This is a genomic window from Micromonospora sp. NPDC049081, assembly GCF_040648835.1.
Taxonomy (GTDB): domain Bacteria; phylum Actinomycetota; class Actinomycetes; order Mycobacteriales; family Micromonosporaceae; genus Micromonospora; species Micromonospora antibiotica.
The window spans coordinates 56,372-77,480 of the sequence record NZ_JBEZEK010000001.1; the positions used below are offsets into that span (position 1 = coordinate 56,372).

General features: G+C 73.4%; 20 protein-coding genes. 14 read left to right on the top strand and 6 right to left on the bottom strand.

Going from position 1 to position 21,109, the window contains the following annotated elements:
- The first annotated feature begins 1 nt into the window (after position 1).
- The 5 genes from AB0B63_RS00115 to AB0B63_RS00135 all read left to right on the top strand — a co-directional run bounded on the left by AB0B63_RS00115 (position 2) and on the right by AB0B63_RS00135 (position 5,513).
- Positions 2-1,153 (top strand): S8 family serine peptidase, encoded by a 1,152-nt coding sequence (locus AB0B63_RS00115; RefSeq protein WP_357013123.1) that lies wholly within the window; start codon positions 2-4, stop codon positions 1,151-1,153.
- Between the two features lie 162 nt (positions 1,154-1,315).
- Positions 1,316-2,260, top strand: a complete 945-nt coding sequence (locus AB0B63_RS00120) for an acyltransferase domain-containing protein (RefSeq protein WP_357013126.1) — start codon at positions 1,316-1,318, stop codon at positions 2,258-2,260.
- A 448-nt stretch (positions 2,261-2,708) separates the two neighbouring features.
- The gene (locus AB0B63_RS00125; protein WP_357013129.1) at positions 2,709-3,164 is read left to right on the top strand and encodes a hypothetical protein; all 456 of its coding nucleotides are present in this window, start codon (positions 2,709-2,711) and stop codon (positions 3,162-3,164) included.
- Positions 3,151-4,191, top strand: a complete 1,041-nt coding sequence (locus tag AB0B63_RS00130) for a caspase family protein (protein WP_357013132.1) — start codon at positions 3,151-3,153, stop codon at positions 4,189-4,191. The genes AB0B63_RS00125 and AB0B63_RS00130 overlap by 14 nt, the downstream gene beginning before the upstream one ends.
- Positions 4,188-5,513, top strand: coding sequence for an extracellular solute-binding protein (locus AB0B63_RS00135; protein ID WP_357013136.1), 1,326 nt, complete (start codon positions 4,188-4,190; stop codon positions 5,511-5,513). The genes AB0B63_RS00130 and AB0B63_RS00135 overlap by 4 nt, the downstream gene beginning before the upstream one ends.
- 159 nt (positions 5,514-5,672) lie before the next feature.
- Here the strand turns inward: AB0B63_RS00135 and AB0B63_RS00140 are convergent, their stop codons facing one another.
- The gene (locus AB0B63_RS00140; RefSeq protein ID WP_357013139.1) at positions 5,673-6,206 is read right to left on the bottom strand and encodes a MarR family transcriptional regulator; all 534 of its coding nucleotides are present in this window, start codon (positions 6,204-6,206) and stop codon (positions 5,673-5,675) included.
- Between the two features lie 31 nt (positions 6,207-6,237).
- Here AB0B63_RS00140 and AB0B63_RS00145 point away from each other — a divergent pair, with 31 nt between their 5' ends.
- The gene (locus AB0B63_RS00145) at positions 6,238-7,302 is read left to right on the top strand and encodes a bifunctional NAD(P)H-dependent oxidoreductase/GNAT family N-acetyltransferase (protein WP_357013141.1); all 1,065 of its coding nucleotides are present in this window, start codon (positions 6,238-6,240) and stop codon (positions 7,300-7,302) included.
- On the opposite strand, the gene AB0B63_RS00150 is transcribed toward AB0B63_RS00145, so the two are convergent.
- The 4 genes from AB0B63_RS00150 to AB0B63_RS00165 form a co-directional block, all read right to left on the bottom strand.
- The gene (locus AB0B63_RS00150) at positions 7,303-8,013 is read right to left on the bottom strand and encodes a VOC family protein (RefSeq protein WP_357013144.1); all 711 of its coding nucleotides are present in this window, start codon (positions 8,011-8,013) and stop codon (positions 7,303-7,305) included.
- A gap of 99 nt (positions 8,014-8,112) precedes the next feature.
- Positions 8,113-9,249 carry a Gfo/Idh/MocA family oxidoreductase gene (locus tag AB0B63_RS00155; RefSeq protein WP_357013147.1) on the bottom strand — a complete coding sequence of 379 codons (1,137 nt, stop codon included), beginning with the start codon at positions 9,247-9,249 and terminating at the stop codon, positions 8,113-8,115.
- The gene (locus AB0B63_RS00160) at positions 9,219-9,929 is read right to left on the bottom strand and encodes a ThuA domain-containing protein (protein ID WP_357013150.1); all 711 of its coding nucleotides are present in this window, start codon (positions 9,927-9,929) and stop codon (positions 9,219-9,221) included. Before AB0B63_RS00160 ends, AB0B63_RS00155 begins: the two co-directional genes overlap by 31 nt.
- Positions 9,930-10,089: 160 nt before the next feature.
- Positions 10,090-10,692: a TetR family transcriptional regulator gene (locus tag AB0B63_RS00165; RefSeq protein WP_357013153.1), complete on the bottom strand. Its 603-nt coding sequence runs from the start codon at positions 10,690-10,692 to the stop codon at positions 10,090-10,092.
- Positions 10,693-10,766: 74 nt separating this feature from the next.
- On the opposite strand from AB0B63_RS00165, the gene AB0B63_RS00170 reads away from it, so the two are divergent.
- The 4 genes from AB0B63_RS00170 (at position 10,767) to AB0B63_RS00185 (ending at position 14,570) form a co-directional block, all read left to right on the top strand.
- Positions 10,767-11,876: an FAD-dependent monooxygenase gene (locus tag AB0B63_RS00170; protein WP_357013155.1), complete on the top strand. Its 1,110-nt coding sequence runs from the start codon at positions 10,767-10,769 to the stop codon at positions 11,874-11,876.
- An 83-nt stretch (positions 11,877-11,959) separates the two neighbouring features.
- Positions 11,960-13,090, top strand: coding sequence for a sensor histidine kinase (locus AB0B63_RS00175; RefSeq protein WP_357013157.1), 1,131 nt, complete (start codon positions 11,960-11,962; stop codon positions 13,088-13,090).
- Positions 13,087-13,758, top strand: a complete 672-nt coding sequence (locus tag AB0B63_RS00180; protein ID WP_357013159.1) for a response regulator transcription factor — start codon at positions 13,087-13,089, stop codon at positions 13,756-13,758. The genes AB0B63_RS00175 and AB0B63_RS00180 overlap by 4 nt, the downstream gene beginning before the upstream one ends.
- Positions 13,759-13,904: 146 nt before the next feature.
- Positions 13,905-14,570, top strand: a complete 666-nt coding sequence (locus AB0B63_RS00185) for a DUF2306 domain-containing protein (RefSeq protein WP_357013161.1) — start codon at positions 13,905-13,907, stop codon at positions 14,568-14,570.
- Between the two features lie 46 nt (positions 14,571-14,616).
- On the opposite strand, the gene AB0B63_RS00190 is transcribed toward AB0B63_RS00185, so the two are convergent.
- Entirely contained in the window at positions 14,617-15,207 is a 591-nt protein-coding gene (locus tag AB0B63_RS00190) for a DinB family protein (protein ID WP_357013163.1), read from the bottom strand.
- A 127-nt stretch (positions 15,208-15,334) separates the two neighbouring features.
- Between AB0B63_RS00190 and AB0B63_RS00195 the strand changes: the two genes are divergently transcribed.
- The 4 genes from AB0B63_RS00195 to AB0B63_RS00210 all read left to right on the top strand — a co-directional run bounded on the left by AB0B63_RS00195 (position 15,335) and on the right by AB0B63_RS00210 (position 21,106).
- Positions 15,335-15,892 carry a hypothetical protein gene (locus AB0B63_RS00195; RefSeq protein WP_357013166.1) on the top strand — a complete coding sequence of 186 codons (558 nt, stop codon included), beginning with the start codon at positions 15,335-15,337 and terminating at the stop codon, positions 15,890-15,892.
- 233 nt (positions 15,893-16,125) lie between these two features.
- A complete protein-coding gene (locus tag AB0B63_RS00200) occupies positions 16,126-16,815 on the top strand; it encodes a response regulator transcription factor (protein WP_208567513.1) in 690 nt (229 codons plus the stop codon).
- Positions 16,812-18,602 carry a HAMP domain-containing sensor histidine kinase gene (locus AB0B63_RS00205; RefSeq protein ID WP_357013169.1) on the top strand — a complete coding sequence of 597 codons (1,791 nt, stop codon included), beginning with the start codon at positions 16,812-16,814 and terminating at the stop codon, positions 18,600-18,602. The genes AB0B63_RS00200 and AB0B63_RS00205 overlap by 4 nt, the downstream gene beginning before the upstream one ends.
- Positions 18,603-18,730: 128 nt before the next feature.
- Entirely contained in the window at positions 18,731-21,106 is a 2,376-nt protein-coding gene (locus AB0B63_RS00210) for a PEP/pyruvate-binding domain-containing protein (RefSeq protein WP_357013171.1), read from the top strand.
- Positions 21,107-21,109 lie beyond the last annotated feature (3 nt).

The following is a 21,109-nucleotide window of genomic DNA, read 5'->3' on the forward strand; positions in this document are numbered from 1 at the left end:
CGTGGCCGGGGTACTCGTCACCGTCGGGGTGCTCGTCGCCCCACCGGTCCCGGCCGCCGGTGCCGGGGAGCCACCGTCGCTACCCACGACGGCGGGCGGTTGTGTCGGGCCGTCCCCGGTGACGGCCCGGGAAACCCCCTGGGCGTTGCGCCTGCTCGCCCCGCAGACCATCTGGCCGTTGACCCGGGGCGCCGGGGTGCTGGTCGCCGTCGTGGACTCCGGCGTCAGCGCCGCCGCACCAGCCCTGGCCGGTGCCGTACGACCGGGTGTCGACGTCACCGGCGGGCGGGCGGACAGCGACTGCGCCGGCCGGGGCACCGCGCTGGCCGGGATCGTCGCGGCCCGGCCGGCCAGTGGTGAAGGTCCCACCGGCCTCGCCCCGGAGGCCGGGATCCTGCCGGTCCGGATCACCGACGCGAACCGGCGGATCAGCCCGGCCCGGCTCGCCACCGGCATCCGGCGGGCCACCACCGCCGGGGCGGACGTGATCCTCGTCGCCACCGGGGTCACCACCGCGACCCCCGACCTGGCCGCTGCCGTGCAGGCAGCGGTGGACCGGGACATCCTGGTGGTCGCCGCCGTCACCGACCGGGGTGGGGACAACGGCGGGGACCCGCCGGTCGGCTATCCCGCCGGGTTCGCAGCGGTGCTGGCGGTGAACGCGGTTGGTGTCGACGGGGGGTCCGGTCCGGTGGCGGCCGGCGCGGGCACCGACCTCGCCGCCCCGGGAGCCGGGCTGGGCGTCGCCCCGCGCGGGTCCGGCCACTACACCGTCGGTGGCGCGGCCGTGGCCGCCGCCTACGTCGCCGGGGTCGCCGCGCTGGTCCGGTCGTACCATCCGGAGCTGTCCCAGGCCGAGGTCCGCGCCCGCCTGGAACGGACCGCGATCCCCCCACCGGGCGGCGGGCCGGACCCGGGCGTCGGCGGTGGGACACTCGACGCGTACGCGGCGGTCGCCGCGCTCGCCCCCCGTCAGGCCGGCCCGCCGGTGCCGGTCCCGGCGGAGCGGGTCGACGTGCCCACCGTCCCCGGGCCGTCCCGCTCGGCACGGGTGGCCGGCCTGACCACCGTCGGCGCCCTCGTGACGACCCTGCTCGTGGCTGCCGCCGCCCGCTCCCGCCGGACCCGGCCCGCCGGGAACGGCGACAGGTGAGGGTGGGAACGGCCGGTGTCGCGGGGATCAGTCGGCGGCCTCCGCGCGGTGCCGACCGTGCGCGCTGCACCAGCTCTGGCAGCCGTACGCCTGGCTGACGGTGGCCGTCTTCGCGCTCCCGCTCGCGGTCGTCGCCCGACGGCCGGCCGGTAGGATCAGCCGGTGGACCTGGACGACACCGCCGCCCGACTCGGGGTGCCCGTCGCGGAGGTCGAGCGGGTGCACCGGCTCGCCGGTGACCGGCCGGCGGCCCCGCTGCCCGCCAAGGCCGACGCGCCCCCGATCCTCGACCGGCTGGCGGTACGACCGGACGACGCAGCCGAGATCATGGCCGGCTGGCCGGACCCCGGCTCTCCGTTGTGGACGCCGGAGCTGCGCTGGCTGCTCGACCGTTCGACCGCCCTGGTCCGCGCCGACCTCGGCGGGCACGAGTGGCTGTCGCCCGGCCCGGAGCTGCCCCGCGACCGGGGGCCCGCCTGGCGGCACCTCTACGTGTACGCCTACCTCGCCCTGGTCGACGTGGTCCGTGGGTTCCACCGCGAGCACGGCGTCGCCGGGTCCGTCACCTGGGCGACCCTCGCCGACCTGGGTCGCAACCTGGCGATCGACAGGCGGATGCGTGGCGAGGGCTGGCCGGTCATGCAGAGCTGGCTGACCCTGCACGTCCGGGGCGGCCTCTACGAGCTGGGCCGGCTCCAGCACGAGCGGTCCGGCACCACCATCGGCCTGCACGTCCCCGATGCGGGGCCGATGAGTCCGGCGGCGGTCGACGCGTCGCTCGACGAGGCCCGCGAGTTCTTTCCCCGGCACTTCCCCGACGAGCACCACACCGCGTTCTCCTGCGGCTCCTGGCTGCTAGACCCGCAGTTGCGCGACTACCTGCCCGAGGATTCCAACATCATCCGGTTCCAGCGCCGGTTCGAGTTGCTCCCCTACGTGCCGGCCGACGGGCCGGACGCCGACGTCGAGGTGCGCCGGTTCGCCTTCCGTACGCTCAGCACCCCGCTCGACCAACTGCCCCGGCGTACGGTGCTGCAACGCGCGATCATCGACCACCTGGCGGCCGGCGGCCACTGGCACTGGCGACACGGCCAATTCCCGATCTAGCGATGTCCCGACGCCCGGTCTGTGGGTCGGTGCTCATTTGATCCATTCATCGCCGACCGCAGTGCCGTCGCGAGGTGTCGGATGTCCGACCCGGTTCGGAGGCATCCTCACCGACATCGTCACGCATCCCTGAGGCATGGAGTCCCTTTGCGACATTCCCTGGCAACCCGGGCCTCGATCCATGATCATGCCGGTAACGTCTCCCTTTGATGATTGGGTGACTCACCGACCGGGTACCGGTCGCCACGCACCGTCGCACCACGGTGGGCCACCAACGCGTCCGCCGGCACCGCTTCTCATTCCCCCCGGAGGACACCGATGACGACATTGCGAAAACGTGCCCCGAACGGCGAATAGCCTCTGTGGACACTGCACGGCCGCCCGTTGACCCGGAATGGGATGATAAGATAACAATCCGTACAGATCGGCATTTCAGGAGCTGATCATCATGGGCACGAACACATCGACGTCCGACATTCAGGAGACCGAGCAGGGCGATTCCGTGCACCTTCGGGTCTCCGGGCGCGGGGCAGACCGGGAACTCGACGCGCTGGCCAGCTGGCTGCGGGGTAACGCCCTGCTCGGCGGCGGTTGGCCGGTCTCCCGGCTACGACCGGACGATGATCCGGACGGCACCCGGATGGGTGTCGGCGACCTGGACACTCTGCTGGTGATCCTCCAGTCGACGCTGGGGCTGGCCGAACTGATCATGGCGGTCAGGACGTGGCGGGAGGCACGCGCGATCAGGGGCCGACCCGATCTCGTGGTCACGATCGTCCACCAGGGAAAGACCGTCGTCGTCAGCGACGACGGCGACCACGTGGATGCATCCGGTCGAAGCCCACTGCCGGCGGCCGAACCCGCGCCGCAAACGCCGACGGAGACCGACGATGACGAATGCTGACCGGGATCCGGTCGGCGATCCCGCCCTGTCGCACGCCGTGCTCATCGGCACCGCCGTCTACCGGCACCCTTCCTACCGTGGCCGGAACCTCCCCGGGGTCTCCGCCAACGTGGCCAAGCTGGGGTTGACACTGCTGCAGGACGTGCCGTGGGGCCTGGAGCCGGCACGGTGCACGGCAGTGATGAACCCGGCATCGGCGGACGAGATCCTGACGACCATCGAAAGTGCCGGTGCCCAGTGCCGCGCCACCCTGTTCGTCTACTACGCCGGGCATGGGTTCTGCTCGTCGACGAGTCCGGACGAGCTGTACCTCACCCACTCCGGGTCGGCCGAGGACCGGCAGGCGACGGCGCTGGAGTACCGGCACCTGCGTGACGCACTCATCCACTGCGGCGCCCCGAACAAGATCCTGGTGCTGGACTGCTGCTATGCCGGCAACGCGACCCGGGCCATGGGGTCCCTCAACGGGCACCTCGCCATCGAGGGCACGTTCGTGCTCGCCGCCACCGGTCCGAACCGGGCCGCCCGCGCCGACTCCGCGACCGGGCTCACGGCCTTCACCAACGAGTTGGTCGGCGTGCTGGGCAAGGACGGCGTACCGGATGCCGGGCCGTTCGTCAGCATCGAGGAGATCGCCGCGCGAACCCACGAACGACTGGAGGCCAACAATCTTCCGCTGCCGACCAGGCAGGCACACGGATACGCCGGCCGGAGGCCGATCTTCAAGAACTACGCCCATCCGACGATCATCGCCGGGATGCTGGACAGCCTCACGGAGCCGGAACCGGAGCCGGCCGCGCGCAGCCCGCAGGTGTCGCTACCGCACCTGTTCTGGGGGCTGCTGTGGTCACTCGTCGTCGGCGTCGCCTGCGCTGCGATCGTGCGGTCCGGTCACTCCGAGGTCTGGGCGCTTCGTGCCGGGGTCGCCACCGGTGTGCTGGCCTGCGTGGCCTTCTTCACCACCGGGGCGTGGATGGCACTCCCTCGCACCCGACCCGTCACCGCCGGACGCCGGAGCACCCCATGAACCTGCCGACGAGACGGCTGTCGCCGCCACTCCTCCTCCCGCTCACCGCGGCGACAGCCGTGGGGGTGATCATGACCGCGCTCTCGATGGTGGTCCTCCCGAAAGAGACCGGACCGACGCCCACGTCGTCGGCGGACCCCGCAGCGGTCGAGCTCACGCCGCTTCCGGCCGGAGAGGAACTGCTCATCGCCAGCGGAGTCGACCAGAGCAGAAACAGGGCCCGGCAACAGGCGGTTGACGAATGGAACCGCCGGCACGGGGACATCCGGGCACGCATCGTCGAGGTCCGCGGCGACACCGATGAGCAACGTCGCAGGTTCAAGAATCTGCTCGGCCCGCGGGAGCCGGAGCCCATCGACATCGTGAATCTCGACTCCGCGCACCTGGCGGAATTCGCCGAAGCCACCACGGAGGAAGGTCAGCCGTTACTCGCCGCACTGGATGCGAAAGCTCCGGACATCCCCAACCCGATCACCGGGGACCTGCTCCGGACCTTCCTCCGCAACCCGCTACTGACCTGCTACTGGGATAACACGCTATATTCCCTGCCATTCAACTCTGATGTCGGTCTGCTGTTCTTCCAGGCGGGCACCACACCTCCGGAGACGGCGGAGGATCTCCCCCGGGCGCTGTCCGCCAACCCCTCGGTGCCACACCGGATCGCCATCCAACTCAGCCCGGACGAGGCTTTCGTGGTCAACATCCTCGAGCAGTTGCTGGCGGTCAACCCGAAGCTGTTGAGGGAGAACGGCACTGCCCCGACGATCGTCCAGGAGGAGTGGGAAGAGGCGTTGGCGGTGGTGCGGGACAAGGTGAAGTCAGGTCTGCTCTACTATCCCGACGACCTGAAGGCGGATTCCGCCGAGGCGAAAACCACGCTGGCCTTCCAGAACAAGACCGTCGCTGCCATGCGCAACTGGCCGGTGTGGTTCGGCGAGATCCAGCCGGAGCCCGAGGTACGCAGGTTGTTCGGACCCGGCATCCTGGGTGGGCAGAACCTGGCGGTGGCCGCGAAGAGCCGGCACAAGGCCCAGTCGATCGAGTTGATCAAGTTCCTCACCAGCGCCGAGATCCAGCAGAAGCTCCTGCTCGACGGACGGTTCGTGCCGACCACCGAATCGACGTACACGTCATCGCCGGCGCAGGCCATTCCGTACATCGACCAACTGCTCGAGGCGGTCAAGCAGGCCCGACCCCGCCCGATCACGCCGAACTACTACCGGGTCTCCTCGGTCATCATCGACAACCTGTACCCAGCCGTCTGGGGGAAAGCGGAGATCCCGGCGACCTTCGAGCGGCAGATGCAGGACGCCCTCGGCTGATCCGGACCGGGTGGCAGCGAACCTCACGGAGTTCGCCCCGCGAGTCGCACCCGGACGGTGGAGGCGGTCGGGCAACGCGCGGGCCGTGCTGCAACGCGCGATCGTCGACCATCTGGCCGCCGGTGGCGACTGGCAGTGGCGACAGGTCCGGTTCCCGCCCTAGACCCCGTTCGCCCGGGTCTCTCCCGAGGGTCGGCCCGCTCCTGCCGGCGGTGGCCCGTCGGGGTCGTCGTCGGGCCGGGGCTGCGCCAGCCGACCGGCGATCCGTTCCAGGGCGGCGAGGTCCTGCGGGGTGAGCCGGTCGACGAGGTGCCGTCGTACCGACTCGACGTGGACCGGTGCGGCGTCGCGCAGGGCGGCCATCCCCGGCCCGGTCAGCACGAGCAGGCAACCCCGCCCGTCGGCCGGGTCCGGTGCGCGGCGCAGCAGTCCGCGCGCTTCCATCCGGCTGGCGTGCCGGGACAGCCGGCTGCGCGACCAGCCCATCTTGTCGGCCTGCACGCCGAGGGTGCTGGTCTGCGCGGGCTGTTCCGACAGGGTGCTCAGCACCTCGTAGTCGGCCTCGGACAGGCCGATCGCCGCCAGGTCGTGCGCGGTGCCGGCCTGGACGGCGACCATCACGCGCCGCAGGGCCCGCCAGGCGCGTTCCTCGGCGGGCGTCAGCCACCGCACCGACCCCGACTTTGTTGACATGTAATCAATCTAGCATCTAGCCTTCGTTTCCATGTCAACGAAATCGCTCCGTGTCCTCGTGCTGACCTGCGCCACCCGTCCCGGCGCACTCGGTCCCGCCGTGAGCCGGTGGCTGCTCGACGCGGTCACCCCCCGGGCTGCGGCACTCGACGTCGAGGTGGTCCCGGTGGCGCTCGGCGACCTTGACCTGCCGTTCCTCGACGAGGAGGAATCACCGTCGTCGGGCGTCCACCGGCACGACCACACCCGCCGGTGGAGCGCGACAGTCGACGCGGCGGACGGCTTCGTCGCCGTCACCCCGGAGTACAACCACGGGATGCCGGCGACGCTGAAGAACGCGCTGGACTACCTCGCCGTCGAGTGGGCGTGGAAGCCGATCGGTTTCGTCAGCTACGGCCACACCTCGGCCGGCACCCGCGCCGTCGAGCACGCCAAGCAGGTGGTGACCGCCCTGCGCATGGTCCCGACGGGCACCACGGTCGCCGTCCGCATCGGCGACGCCCTACGCAACGGCCGGCTGCGGCCCGACGCCGACCGCGACGCGGCCGGTGCCGCCCTGCTGGACGAGGTGGTCCGGCTCGCCCACGCCCTGCGGCCGATGCGCGAACGCGAACGGGCCACCCCCGGCCCGCTACCCGGCTCCTACGCCCGACGGCTGACCGGCGACGACGCGCCCGAGGTCACCGTGCTGCAACGGTGCTGCTGGACGGAGGAGGCACTGGTCAACGACACCCTGGCCATCCCCCCGCTGCACGAGTCGGTGCCGGAGGTGCGGCAGTGGCTGGCGGACTGGCACACCATCGGCCTCTGGCGCGACGGTCGGCTGCTGGGCATGGTGCGGACCCGCACCGACGGCACCGACTGCCACCTCGGGCGGCTCGCCGTCGTACCCGACCTGCGCGGTCGGGGGCTGGGCCGGTGGCTGCTGCGCGCCGCCGAGGCGACCGCCGGGCCGCAGTGCCGCCGCATGCTGCTGTTCACCGGCGTCCGGAGCCGGCGCAACATCGACCTCTACCAGCGGATGGGCTACCGGCCGGTGCCGGTGGCCAGCCCGGACGGCACCGTCTGCCTCGCCCGGGACCTGTCCGACGGCTAGCTAACCCAGGGTGGCCGCCAGCTCGGCGGCGTTCTCCCGGACGGACGCGGCCCGTCGCGCCTCGTCGGCGGTGAGCACCACCCGCCCGGCACGGTCCAACAGCTCGGCCGCGGTCGCCGGGTCGTCCAGGCCCAGCGCCAGTTCCGCACGGTAGACCAGGGCCTCCACGTGGACGACCGGGTCGTCGGCCGCGCCGGGGCGGGTCAGGGCGCCGTCGAGGATCCGGACGGCCTGACGCAGGTCGCCCCGCGAGTCGGCCTGCACCACGGCGTCGGCCAACGCCCGGGCCAGCCGACCGACGGGCGGTGCCGACGAAGCGCCACCCCGGTGGACGACACGGACCCAGTTGCCGCCCGGGTCGACGATGCTGAACCCCGTCACCCCGTCGGCGTTACGCCGCGCCCGGGGCCGGGTCATCCGGGGCCGGCCCGACACCGGCACCCTGCCGTAGGCGGCGCGCAGTCCGGCGGCGAACGCCCGGTGCATGCCCTCGATGTCGGGGGTGACGACCAGGCACGAGCCGTACGACTGCTCCGGGTCGAAGCCGGCGAGCTCGAAGAAGTGCAGGCACAGGTCCTCCCATTGGACGACCACGTACGGGTTGGGTCGGCGTTGCCGGTAGGTGGTGTGGAAACCGAGCGCCTCGTAGAAGGCGAGGGTGTCGTCGATGGAGGCACAGGGCAGCAGCGGAACGGTCACCTCGTCGGCCATGCCTCCGTTCTACGCAGGTGACACCGCCCGACGCACATGGAATTGACCTTTCGTCCAGATCGGACACCCGGACGGTGGAGGTGGGTCGGGCGGTGCGGGTCAGCGGGAGCCCGCGCCGCGTCCTGTCGTCCCCGCACGGCCCTGCCAGTCCTCGGCCGAGGTGAGCGGCACGGGGTGGGGTCGCCGCACCGTCGTGCCCAGTGCGATCCGCCGGCCCTCGGCCGCCGACCGCAGCAGCCCGGTCATCGTGTCGAGGACGTGCAACGCCAGGTCACCGCCCGCCCGGGGGGCCCGGGTGGCGTCGGCGCGGACCGCGTCGATCAGCCCCAGGCCCCGGGCACCGGCCTGGTAACCCGCCGACGGGGCGAGCGCCTGCCAGCCGTCGCCGCCGAGCGGGCACAGCCGGACCTCGCCGTCGAAGTAGTTCGGGTCGGGCACGGCGAGGGTGCCGGTCTCCCCGTGCACCTCGATCGGCGCGGCCGTCGTGGTCACCCCCTCGAAACTGGTGGTGATGGTGGACAGCACCCCGCTGTCGTGTTCGAGCACGCCCGACACGTGGGTGTCCACCAGGACGGGGACGCGCTGGCCGAGGCGCGGGCCGTTGCCGATGACCCGTTCCGGGCGCAGCCGGCTGGCCGCCCCGGTCACCGCGCGCACCGGGCCGAGCAGGTGGATCAGCGCCGACAGGTAGTAGGGGCCCATGTCCAGCAACGGGCCGCCACCCGGGGCGTAGTAGAAGTCGGGGTGGGGGTGCCACCGCTCGTGCCCGGGGGTGACCATGACGGCCGAGGCGGCCAGCGGACGCCCGATCAGCCCGTCGTCGATCGCCGCGCGGGCCGTCTGGGTGCCGGTGCCCAGGACGGTGTCGGGCGCGCAGCCCACCCGCACCCCGGCCGAGGCGGCCCGGTCGAGGACCGTGCGGCCCTGCGGTAGCTCCACGGCGAGCGGTTTCTCGACGTACACGTGCCTGCCGGCGTCGATCGCGGCGAGCGAGACCTCCACGTGGGCGGCGGGGATGGTGAGGTTGAGCACCGTCTGCACGTCGGGGTGGTCGAGCAGGCGCGCGACGCTCATCGCCTCGGCGTCGGGGAGGGCCGCGGCGGCCGCGGCCGACCGGTCGGCGTCGAGGTCGGCCACCGCGACGATGCGCAGCTCGGGGTGGTGGGCCAGGGTGTCCAGATAGGCGCGGGAGATGACCCCGAGCCCTACGACGCCGACGCGGTGCGGGTCGCCCACAGCATGCCCCTCTCGATGACGGTCCGCACGGACGGGTGCTCCAGCACGTCGAGGCTGTGCCCGGGGGTCGTCACGACGACCCGGCCGGCGCCCCAGCGCCGGGTCCAGATCGCCGGCGAGGTGACCGGCCGGTGCCAGGGGTGCCAGTCCCGGGTGGGGTGGACGGTGGTGGCGAGGACGTCGACCAGGTCGTCGTGCAGCACCCAGTACTGCTCGGTGACCAGCTCGAAGTCGGCGATCCCGGCGGTGATCGGATGCTCCCGGCCGAGGTCGGTGACCGTCACCGTGTGCGGCAGGAAGTTGTCCTGCTCCCCGCCCTGCCGCTCGCAGGGCTCCCGCCCGGGGTGGGTCGCGAACTGGCCGCCCACCAGGTGCAGGTAGTCCGACGAGGCGCGGAACGCGTCCACGATGCCGCCGTGCCAGCCGGTCAGGCCCGTCCCGGCGACGACCGCCGCGCGCAGGCCGGCCACCTGGTCGGCGGTGATCTCGGCCATCGTCATGCACTGCACGACGAGGTCGGTGCCGGCCATCGCGTCGGCGTCGGCATAGACCGCGGTGGACTCCTCGATGCGTACGGAGTAGCCGTTGTCCTCAAGGAACGGCAGGAACAGCTCCGTCGCCCGGACCGGCTGGTGTCCCTCCCAGCCGCCGCGTACCACCAGTGCTCTGCGCTGCGTCACGCTCGCTCCCTCCACGGTCGACCGCCGGTCGGCCGGCGACGTGCCGCCGGCGGGCGTGCCGGCCGGGCACCGGAAACCGTACCCGGATCCGCCGACACGGTCGGCCCCGCGCGGATCACGGCACCGCCGACGGACCGGCCCCGGGTGGGTGGGGCGCGGCTCAGGGCCGGGGCATCCACGGGCGCAGGGCGACCTCGGTGGCCTGCTGGAGGGACGCGCGGATCGCGGCCGGGTCGGCGCGCCGGCGCGGGTCCTCCAGGAGCGTGGTCAGGGCGGCGGTGGCCGCGCCGACGAACGCGCCGACCAGGGCGGCGGCGCTGACCTCGTCGAGGCGGTCGGGATAGGCGGCGGCGAGGTGCCGGGCGATCTCGCGTTGACTCTCCCACTGCAGTTGCAGGGACCGACCCCGGACGGCGGGCACCTCCATGGTCAGCCGGATCCGCAGTGCGGCGAGAGGACCGGTCATGTCCCCGCTCTCGTCGTTCGCCTGCCGCAGGGCACGCAACAGCACCTCGGCCGGTTCCTCGTCCGGCGACCGGCCGGCGATGGCGTCGACCGCGACGCGCACCCGACGGTCGGCCTCCGGGAAGAGCAGATCCTCCTTGCTCGGGAAGTAACTGAAGAAGGTGCGGGTGCCGATGTCGGCGGCGGCGGCGATCTCGGCGATCGTGGTCGCCTCGTAGCCCTGGCGTCCGAACAGGTCGACGGCGGCGTCGACAAGCGCCTGCCGGGTGCGGGCCCGCTTGCGGTCGCGGAGGGACATCGGCACACCTTAGCGCACCGAACGCAAATCCGCACTCATTGCATTTCTGCACTGAGTGCGGAAAAGTTCGGGTCATGCGTACCGTACTCATCTCCGGAGCCGGCGTGGCCGGCCCGACCCTCGCCTACTGGCTGGCCCGCGCGGGGTGGCGGCCCACGGTGGTCGAGCGCGCCGCCGGGCAGCGCTCCAGCGGCAACCCGGTCGACGTCCGCGGACCGGCCCTGCCGGTGGTCGAACAGATGGGCGTGGTGGATGCCCTGCGGGCGGCGGCCACGCACGCCACCGGGCTGCGGATCGTCGACCCGGCTGGCCGGCCCGGTCGCCGCATCGCGATGCCCGCCACCCGCAGCCCGGCCGGCACGGCCGAGATCGAGGTGCCCCGCGCCGACCTCGCCCGCATCCTGCACGACGCGGCCCGCGACGACGCCGAGTTCCGGTACGACGACACCGTCACCCGACTCGACCAGGACCCCGACGGGGTGGACGTCACCTTCGCCACCGGCCCGCCCCGCCGGTTCGACCTGGTCGTCGGCGCGGACGGACTACACTCCACGGTCCGCCGGCTCGCCTTCGGGCCGGAGCGCGACGTCGTCCGCCACCTCGGCCTCTACGTGGCCACCACACTGCTCGGCGAGGCACCGGAGCACCCCCACGACGTCCTGCTGCACAACACACCGGGCCGGCTCGTCGCGATCCACCCGGTCCGGGGCGAGGCCGGGGTCGCCTTCATCTTCCGGCACCCCGCCGTCGTCGACTTCGACCACACCGACGCGGCCCGGCACCGGCAGATCCTCACCGACGCGTACGCCCGGGAACGTGGCTGGCGGATCCCCGAGTTGCTGGCCCGGGCCCGGCAGGCGGACGACCTCTACTTCGACGCGGTCACCCGGGTGGTGCTGCCGTGCTGGTCCAGCGGGCGGGTGACCCTGCTCGGCGACGCGGCGGCCTCGGTGTCGTTGTTCGGCGACGGGTCGAGCCTGGCCATCGCCGGGGCCCGTACCCTGGCCGCCGCCCTCGCCGGGAACAAACCCGCCGCCGCCCTGCGCCGCTACGAGGCCGAGCACCGACGCCGCACCGACCGTCGCGGGCGGTCCACCGGCCTCGTGGCGTCGGTGCTGGTCCCGAGGAGCCGCCCGGGTGTCGCCGTCCGCAACGCGCTCGCCCGGTTGCTGCCGGCCGGCTGACCCCGGGAGGGGCACCCCGACGACGCTGCCCACCCGCGCCGCCGGGGCACCGGACAGATGCCCGCCGCCCGTACGATTTCCCCGTGCGCGAGCTGCTGCGATCCTGGTGGCGTGAGCCCCGCCCGGCACGCCCTGCGCCGCACGGGTGGCACGACGGTGCGCTGGTCGCCCTGCTCGCGACGGCGGCGCTGGTGGAGGGGCTCGCCCGGTGGGGCACCCTGCCGCAGCCGGCGGCCGTGCCGGTCCTGATCGGTGCCGGTCTCGCCCCGGTCCTGCTGTGGCGGCGGAGCCGGCCGCTGCTCGTGACGCTCGTCGCCTTCCCGGTCTGCGCCGTGGGCGAGGTCGTCGTCGGTGGCGACCTCGGCCTGCACACGCTTGCCTACCTGCTGCTGGCGGTGTTCGCGCTGACCCGCTGGGGGTCGGGGCGGGAGGCCGGATTCGGTGCGATCCTCGTCGCCACGAAGATCACCTGGTCGACCGTGGTCGGCCACCTCGGCCCGGACGACGCCCTGGGCGGGGCCGGGGTGGTCGCGGCGGCGCTCGCGGTCGGGGCCGCGCTGCGCTGGCGGGACCGGGCCCGACGGCGGGAGGTCGAGCAGGTGACGCTGCGCGAGCGGGAACGGCTGGCCCGCGACCTGCACGACACCGTCGCCCACCACGTGTCCGCGATAGCCGTCCGGGCCCAGGCCGGGCTCGCCCTGCTGGAGACCCGACCCTCGGCCGCCGCCGACGCGTTACGGCTGATCGAGACGGAGGCGAGCCAGGCCCTGACCGAGATGCGCACCCTGGTGCGGGCCCTGCGCCGCGACGAGCCGGCCGACCGGGAGCCGAGCCCCCGCATCGCCGACCTGCGGCAGTTGGCGAACCGGACCGGTGACGGTCCGGCCGTCGAGGTGGACCTGGTCGGCGACCTGGACGGCCTGCCGGCCCCGGTGGCGGCCACGATCTGCCGGCTGGCCCGGGAGTCGGTCACCAACGCCCGCCGGCACGCCCGGGACGCGACCCGGATCACCGTCCGGGTGGTGGCCGACGAGGACACGGTGCGGCTGCGGGTCTACGACGACGGCGTCGGCCCGCCGGCACCCGGACGCGACGGCTACGGGCTGGTCGGGATGCGGGAACGGGCCCACCTGCTCGGCGGCTCGCTCGACGCCGGCCCCGACCGGGACCACGGGTGGACGGTCACCGCCGCGCTGCCCCGGGCCGTGGCGTGAACGGCGGGACCCGGGTACGGGTGCTCGTGGCCGACGACCAGGAGATCGTCCGGACCGGGCTGGCGATGATCCTCGCCGCGCAGCCCGACGTCGAGGTGGTCGGCGAGGCGGCCACCGGACAGCGGGCGGTCGAGCTGGCCCGGCGGCTGCGCCCCGACGTGTGCCTGTTCGACATCCGGATGCCCGGCGTGGACGGGATCGAGGCGACCCGGCTGCTGGCCGGTCCGGGGGTCGCGGACCCGATGGCGGTGGTGGTCATCACGACGTTCGACCTGGACGAGTACGTCTACGCCGCGCTGCGCGCCGGGGCCCGGGGCTTCCTGCTCAAGGACTGCGGCCCGGCCCTGCTCACCCAGGCCGTCCACGCGGCGGCCGCCGGGGACGCGCTGATCGCGCCGCAGGTCACCACCCGGCTGCTCCGGGCGTTCGCCGACGCCGGCCCGGCCACCCCGCCCCGCCAGCCGGTCGACCGGCTCACCGACCGGGAGGAGCAGGTGCTGGGCGCGGTGGCCCGGGGACGCACCAACACCGAGATCTCCGCCGAGCTGCACATCACGCTGAGCACGGTCAAGACGCACGTCGCCAGCCTGATGGCGAAGCTGGGGGCCCGTAACCGGGTCGAGGTCGCGATGTGGGCGTACGAGACCGGCCGGCTGCGCGGCGGCTGAGCCGATCCCCGACGGCGGCGTGGCCCCGGCGGGACGGTCGAGGGTGGACGCCGCCGAAAGTACGGCCCACGACCCCGACCATCGGCCGGTCCGACGGCGGCCCGCGGACCGATGAGCCGGCCGGCCCCGGTCGCCATGCTCGGGTCATGACGACGCGACGACGGGACTGGCCCCTCCTCACCGGGCTCATCGTGCTCAGCGCGGCCCCCACCCTCGGCAGCGCGCTGCGGGTGGCATCGCTCGCCGGTGCGGCCGAGATGACCCCCGCCAACGAACGCTTCTTCGCCGCGCCGGTCCCGGTGCTGCTGCACATCGTCGCCGCCGTCACGTTCAGCCTGCTGGGGGCGTTCCAGTTCGCGCCGGGGTTCCGGGACCGCCACCGGGCCTGGCACCGCCGGGCGGGCCGGGCGCTGGTCGGCTGTGGGCTGGTGGTGGCCGCGTCCGGATGGTGGATGAACGCCACCTATCCGCTGCCGCCGGGCGACGGCCCGCTGCTCATGGTGCTGCGGTACCTGTTCGCCGCCGGCATGTTCGTCGCCGTCGCCGCCGGTTTCGTGGCCGTCCGACGGCGACGGCTGTCCCAGCACCGGGCCTGGATGATGCGGGGTTACGCGATCGCGCAGGGTGCGGGGACACAGGCGGTGCTGCTGTCGACCTGGGCGCTGGCGGTGGGGCCGACCACCGAGCTGTCCCGGGCGCTGCTCATGGGGGCGGCCTGGACGCTCAACCTGCTCGTCACCGAGTGGCTGATCAGGCGGCGGCCCAACCCGGTCGCGGCGGCCCGCCCGGCGACGCTCGCCGCCACGGGATGACGGGCAGGCCGGACCGCCCCCTCCCCGGGGTGGACCGGTCGGCGGGTCAGGCGAACCGGTCAGCGAGCGCGGTCAGCTTGGCGACGTACGCCGGCCACTCCTGGTCGTCGATGACCTGCGGGCTGTCCCGTCGCCAGCCGACCGTCGCGTCGTGCTGCTCGCGCAGGATGTCGGCGTGGCCGGCGTGCCGGGCGAGATCGCAGGTCACGTGGATGATGATCTGGTGCAGGGTCACGTCCTGGTGCCCCGGCCGCCACCACGGCACCCGCCCCGGCGCGTCGAGCGGCAACTCGGCGATCGTCTGGTCGGCGAACTCGGCCACCCGGCGGTACAGGTCGATCAGGCCGTCCTTTGTCTCGTCCGCCCGCGCGTACCAGTCCGCCTGCGGGTCCTCGTCGTACGCCGCCAGGGGGAGCAGTTCGCCGGGCGACGGAAACTCCCGGCCGAAGGTGGGGCCGAAGTAGCCGGCCTCGACGTTCAGGCAGTGCTTGAGCAGGCCCAGCAGGTTGTTGCCGGTGGCGGTGCGGGGCAGCCGGGCCTCGCGTTCGTCGAGCCCTTCCAGCTTCCACACCAGGTCGTCGCGGGTGGTCTGGAGGTAGTGCCGCAGTGCCGCCTTCGGATCGTCCCGTTCCGTCATGCCCGGCAGTCTCCCCCACCGGTACGACACCCGTGGGGCAGGCCCGTCGCGGCAAACAGCTTCCTGACAGTCGACGGTGATGCTGGGCCCCGGCGAGATCGCCGTAGAGCTGACCGGAGGCGTGACGATGAGGAAGCAACTTATGGCTGCGTTGTGCGGCGCCGTACTGCTGGTCGGCGGGTGCTCGACCGCCGAGGAGGCCCCACCCGCCGCCAGCAGCACCGGCGGGGCGGAGGTGGCCACCCTCCAGACCGGCACGCCCACCCCCGCCGCGTCGGCGACGACGCCGCAGGACGAGCGGCCACGGGAACGCCTCGACGACACCCCGGAGGACACGAAGGAACGCCTCAAACCGTATACGAAGTGCCTGACCGAGCATGGCGTCGACATCACCAGGCGGCGCAGCGACGGCACCGGCGCGGACGGGACCGATGAGGCCAACAAGGCGTGTGAGCACCTGATGCCGCTGCCGCCGTGGGAGTTCGACCCGGCCAACCCGGAGGCGAAGGACTTCGCCCGGGACGTGGTGAAGTGCCTCAAGGACAAGGGCGTCCGGTATGTCGAGGTGGGTGCCGACGGCACGGGCTGGGCCTTCGGTGGCAAGAACAACGACTCCGAGTCGATCTCCAATGGGTTGAAGTACTCCCCGGCGTGTGAGCGTGAGGTCGCCGCGAAGCGGAAGTAGCCGCCCCGGCCGGCGGCGTCGCCCATCCCCGGGCGACGCCGCCGACGGTCGTCCGCCGGCGATGGTGCCACCGGTTTGTCAGGAACCGGTCAAGGCGGGGCATGACCTTTTTCTCACGAACGTCGGATCTCCCCGTCACCCGCCCGACGAACTGCGCACGGACCGAGAGGTGCCCGGTGTCACCGCCTTCCGCTGGATCCGCGTCGCCCCTGACCTGCTCTATATTCCCCAGCATGTGCGCACACGTGATGCTCGCGGAGGACGATCCGCGGCAGGCCGAGGCGCTGCGCCGCTACCTCACCGCAGCGGGTCACCGGGCCACGGTGGTGGCCGACGGTGAGACGGCGCTGCGTCAGGCCCGGGAGCAGGCGTTCGACCTTCTCCTGCTCGACGTGATGCTGCCGAAACTGGACGGCATGCAGGTCTGCCGGATCCTGCGGCAGGAGTCGGACGTGCCGGTGCTGATGCTGACCGCGCGGTCCGCCGAGGACGACCTGCTGCGCGGGCTGGACCTGGGCGCCGACGACTACATGACCAAGCCGTACAGCCCGCGTGAGCTGGTGGCCCGGGTGCGTACCCTGCTGCGGCGGGTGCGCACGACGCCCCAGGAGTCACCGGTGCACCGGCTCGGGCGGCTCACCGTCGACGAGTCCCGACGCCTGGTCACCGCCGGGGACACCACCGTCGACTGCACCGCCGGTGAGTTCGCCATCCTCGCCGCGATGATCCGGCAGCCCGGCCGGGTGTTCAGCCGGGTGCAACTGCTCGAACACACCCGGGGCGTCGACCGGGAGTCGACCGGACGCACCATCGACGTCCACGTGATGAACCTGCGCCGCAAGATCGAGTCGAATCCGCGCCGGCCGCAGCAGCTGCTGACCGTCTACGGCGTCGGCTACAAGCTCAGCGCCGGCACGTCGTGACCGGGCAGCAGCGGGTCCCTCTGCACCGCAGCCTGGTGGTGCGGCTGCTGGCCACCTCGCTGCTGGTGGCGGTCTGCGCGATCCTGGCGACGACCTGGCTGGCCGTGCAGTCGACCACCCGGGCGATCCAGCAGGAGCAGGGGCGTTCGCTCGCCGACGACAAGAGCATCTACGACACGCTGCTGGACCACGCGGCGACCCACCGGGACTGGACCGGGGTCGACGCGGTCCTCGCCGAGCGGGCCGACCGGCTCGAACGGCGGATCACCCTGATGACCCCGGACCGGCAGGTGATCGCCGACTCCGCGCCGGACGGCCCGTCGTTGCAGACCGCCCGGCCGTCCGCGACCGTCGACCCGCTGCAGGTCGACCTGGGGCTGACCGGCGGGACCGAACGGGTCGATCCGCGCGCGGTCGGGCCGTACCGGCTGACCAAGCGGGAGAGCAACAACATCCGGGAGCTGGCCGAGCGGCAACTGGGCTGCGTGCGCGCCGAGTCCAGGGCCGACGCGCGGGTCGTGGTGGATCCGGCCGGCCGCGCCTCGGTGCAGGTGAGCGACCCGAGGGACCGGGGCATCGTCGGGTTCTGCCTGCCCGACGAGCTGACCCGCCCGATGCCGAGCGAGGCCGCCGGGATCGCCCAGTTGGAGACCCTGACCAAGACCTGCCTCAGGGAGCTGGGGGCACCGACCCGGGTCGACATCCGCGCCGACCGGACCGCGGCACCGAGCCGCGACGCCCGCTTCGACCAGCAGGTCGCCGGCTGCCTGCAGCAGGCCCGGACGACCCAGCTCCGGGCGTACGTGGCGCCACCGGCGTTGCTGTTCGTCACCGACGAGGCGCAGGGCGGCTCCGAGCCGGTGTTCAACCTGTCCCGGGCCAACGTGGTCCGCATCGCCCAGGTGACCGGGGCGGTGCTGGTGGCCACCGTGCTGATCACCGTGCTGGTCGGGCGGCGGCTGGTCCGGCCGTTGCGGGCGCTCACCGACGCGACCCGGCAGCCGATGGACGAACCGGCCCGGGTGCCGGTGACCACCCGTGACGAGATCGGCATGCTGGCCACCGCGCTCAACGATCTCGCCGCCCGGCGGGAGCAGACCGAGGCGTTGCGCCGGAGCATGGTCAGCGACGTGGCGCACGAGTTGCGGACGCCGTTGACCAACATGCGCAGCTGGTTGGAGGCCGCGCAGGACGGTCTGGCGCAGCTCGACACGCAGCTGCTCACCCTGCTGCTCGACGAGGCGCTGCTGCTGCAGCACATCATCGACGACCTGCGTGACCTGGCCGCCGCCGACGCCGGTGACCTGCGTATCCACCGCGAGCCGTACTTCGTGGCCGACCTGCTGGAGCAGGTCGTCGAGGCGCACCGGGGCGCGGCCGAGGCGGCCGGGGTCCGGCTGGGCACCTCGGTGGGCGCGGACCTGGAGATGGCCGTCGACGGGGCCCGGCTGCGCCAGATCGTCGGCAACATCGTCGCCAACGCGGTGCGGCACACCCCGGCGGGTGGGTCGGTCGTCGTGCGCCTGGAGGTACGCGACGACCAGCTCGCCATCGCCGTGTCCGACACCGGCACCGGCATCGCCCCCGCCGACCAGGCGAAGATCTTCGACCGGTTCTGGCGGGCCGACGACTCCCGTACCCGCAGCACCGGTGGCAGCGGGCTCGGGCTGTCGATCGCCCGCAAGCTCGCCGAGGCGCACGGCGGCACGATCGGCGTCGAGAGCGTCCCGGGTCAGGGCAGCACCTTCACCGTCCGGCTGCCGATCGTCGTCCCGGCGCGGGGCTGAACCCGCCGCCGGTCCGCCCCTTCCGGGTACGACCGTCTTCCGGGTGGTGCCGGCTTTTTACATTGCAGTTGCACTGCAACCCGCGTACCTTCTTTGCAATGCAGTCGTATTGCAAAAGGGAGGCGCAGGTGTCGGTGATCCCCCTGTCGGAGGCACACGCCGACCTGGTCCCGCTGGTCGGCGGCAAGGCGGCCGGTCTCGGCGAGCTGATCCGCGCCGGCGAGCGGGTACCCGAGGGTTTCTGCGTGACCACCGAGGCGTACCGCGCCAGGGTGGTGCCGCGGGACGAGGTCCGGGCGGCGTACGCGCGGCTGGGCGGCGGCCCGGTGGCGGTGCGGTCGAGCGCGACCGACGAGGATCTGCCGGACGCCAGCTTCGCGGGCCAGCACGACACGGTGCTGGACGTCGAGGGCGAGGCGGACCTGCTGGCGGCGATCGGCACCTGCTGGGAGTCGCTGCACGGCAGCCGGGCGGCGGCCTACCGCCAGGCGCGCGGGACCGACCCCGCCGACGTGCGCATGGCGGTGGTGGTGCAGCGGATGGTCACCCCGGTCCGGGCCGGCGTGCTCTACACGGCCAACCCGGTCACCGGCAACCGCACCGAGATGCTCGTCGAGGTCGGGCCGGGCACGACGGTCGTCGACGGCCGCACCGACGTGACGCGCGTCGTGCTCGCCGACCCGGCCGGTAGCGACGGGCGGCGGCCGGAGCCCGGGTGGCAGGGCGACCTGTGGGCCGTCGGCCGGCGGGTACAGGCGCACTTCGGCGGGCCACAGGACGTCGAGTGGGCCATCGACCACGACGGGACCCTGTGGTTGCTCCAGTCGCGGCCGGTCAGCACGCTGTTCCCGGCGCCGCCGCAGACCGACGACCTGCGGGTGTACGTCGAGTTCGGCAACGTACAGGGGATGCTGCGACCGGTCACCCCGATGGGCATGGCCACGCTCCGCGCGATGATCGCCGCCATGGTCGCCTCGCTCGGGATGCGGGTGGAGATCGTCGACATCGGCGGACGGCTCTACGGCGACCTGACCGACCTGGTCCGCCGGCCGGCCAGCCGCCGACGGCTCGTCCGGCTGATGGCCGTCGACTTCGGGCCGCGCGCCCAGGCGGTGATGGAGCACGTCCTGCGGGACCCCCGGTTCGCACCGTCCGGTGACGGCTCCCGCCGCCGCGCGGCGGACGCCTCGTCGGGCACGGCGCTGCGGGCCCTGCGGGGCATCCTGCGGGCGCTGACGCGACCGGACGCGGCACGGCGTCGGCTGGTCGCCGCCGTCGACCGGCTGCGGGCCGAGTCGGTGGCACCGGCACACCTGCGGACGGCCCACGAGCGGCTGCGGTTCGTCCGCGACCACGGCGACGGCGACGGCGGCGTCGCCGACGACATCACCTGGCCGATCGTGGCCGGAATGCTCGCCTCGGCCCTGCCCGCCCACCTGCTCAAGGGGGTCGCCACCGAGGACGACGTCCACGCGGTGCTGCGTGGCGTCCCGCACAACGTGACCATCGAGATGGACCTCGCACTGTGGGCGCTGGCCAGCGCCGCCCGCGAGCACCGCGACCTGCTCCTCGACACGCCACCGGCCGAACTGGCGGCCCGGTACCTGCGGGGCGCGCTCCCCGAGATCGGCCTGTCCGGGTTCCTGTCCCGCTACGGCCACCGGGCGGCGGCCGAAGCCGACGTCGGTGTGCCGCGTTGGGCCGAAGACCCCACCCCGGTCTTCGCGGCCGTCGCCAACTACCTGCGGCTGACCGACCCCGCGCAGGCACCCGACCGCCGGTTCGCCGAGGCCGCCGCAGCAGCCGGGGCCGCGCTCGACGAGTTGGCCGCCCGGGTCCGCCGACGTCGCCCGGTCCGGGGCCGGATCGCGATCTTCCTGCTGCGGCGGGCACGACGGCTGGCCGGACTGCGGGAGGCCGGCAAGTTCGCCGGGCTGTACCGGCTCCGGACCGTACGCGAGCAGTTGCTGCTCATCGGGGCGACACTGTTCCCGACGGCGGACGACATCATGTTCCTCACCCTCGACGAGGTCGGGGCGGCCCTCGACGGTGCCGACCTGACCGGGCTGGTCGCCCGACGCCGGGCGACCCACCGGCGTGAGCTACGCCGCCGGGTCGTGCCGGTGGCACTACTGTCCGACGGGACCGATGTGGAGAGCACCCTGCCGGCCCCCACCGACGGGGCGGGACTGCTGCGGGGCGTGGGGGCGGCGACGGGTAGGGTGACCGGCCCGGCCCGGGTGGTCACCGACCCGGCCACCGCGTACCTCGAACCCGGGGAGATCCTCGTGACCGCCACCACCGACCCGGGCTGGACGCCGCTGTTCCTGACCGCCGGGGCGCTGGTCACCGAGACCGGCGCGATCATGGCGCACGGCCCGACGGTGGCCCGCGAGTACGGCATCCCGGCCGTGATCAGCGTGCCGGGCGCCACCTCGCGGATCGTCACCGGTCAGGTGATCACCGTGGACGGCGCGGCCGGCACCGTGACGACGGCGCGGTAGGCC